At 70.7% G+C, this 1,021-nt stretch carries 2 protein-coding genes; one reads left to right on the forward strand and one right to left on the reverse strand.

The window, feature by feature from the left end:
• Window positions 1-735 (forward strand): glycosyltransferase family protein (locus ACPC54_RS42365; RefSeq protein ID WP_498973119.1); only part of this gene is annotated, 735 nt, incomplete at its 5' end.
• An 8-nt stretch (window positions 736-743) separates the two neighbouring features.
• On the opposite strand, the gene ACPC54_RS42370 is transcribed toward ACPC54_RS42365, so the two are convergent.
• Window positions 744-1,021, reverse strand: a 278-nt coding sequence (locus ACPC54_RS42370) for a galactosyltransferase-related protein (protein ID WP_498973121.1), incomplete at its 5' end; no start/stop codon positions are given.

Raw genomic sequence — 1,021 nt, forward strand, 5'->3', positions numbered from 1 at the left:
GTGCGCGCCTGCAGCCACGAACTCATCGTGCTGTGCGACCAGGACGATGTCTGGCACCCCGGCCGCCTCGCCCGCATGGCGGCGCAATTCGAGGCTCGTCCCGACCTGCTGCTGCTGCATACCGACGCGCGCCTCGTCGATGCCGATCTGCAGCCGCTGGGCTCCACGCTCTTCCATGCGCTCGAAGTGCAGCCCGCCGAGCTGGAGGCCATTTCGCGCGGAGACGCCTTCAGCGTGCTGCTGCGGCGCAACCTGGTGACGGGCGCGACCACCATGTTCCGCAGGACTTTGCTCGACGCGGCGCTCCCGTTCGCGCCCGAGTGGGTGCATGACGAGTGGCTGGCCGCCATCGCCGCGGCCACGGGCCGCATGGACGTGCTGCCCGAGCCGACCATCGACTACCGCCAGCACGCCAGCAACCAGATCGGCGCGCGGCGGCTCACGCTGTCCGAGAAGATCGCCAAGGCCTTTGCCGAGCGCGGCGACAAGCACGTGGCGCGGCTGCATCGCGCCGATGCGCTGCTGCAGCGCCTGCTTCAGCTCGGCGACCGGGTGCCGGCCGCCTGGCTGGAGGCGCAGCGCGCCAAGGTGGCGCACCAGCGCTTCAGGGCCGGGTTGCCGAAGGCGCGCCCGCTGCGGCTGGTTCCGATCCTGGCCGAGGCCGCCCGCGGGCGCTACGCCCGCTTCGGCCGGGGCGGCCATGCCATCGCGCAGGACCTGCTCGAGCGCGGCTGACTAGCTGGTCAGCGCGCCGGCGCCTTGGCCGCGAGCCGCCGGTAGCGCCAGAACGCCCCCGACAGCCACACCTTCAGCAGGCTGGTCACGTGCCAGTACAGGTATTTCTTGCTCCGGTGGCTGTCGCGCTGGGCGTCGTGCCGGGCCGTCAGGTCTTCGCCTACCTGCAGCTTCCAGCCTGCCAGCCGGGTGCGCGCGCAGATGTCGAAGTCTTCCCCGTACATGAAGAACTTCTCGTCGAAGCCGCCCACCTGCCGGTAGGCCTCGCTGCGAAAAAGCATGAACA

Origin of the sequence: Kitasatospora sp. NPDC094028 (assembly GCF_049543595.1) — a bacterium.
GTDB lineage: Bacteria > Actinomycetota > Actinomycetes > Streptomycetales > Streptomycetaceae > Kitasatospora.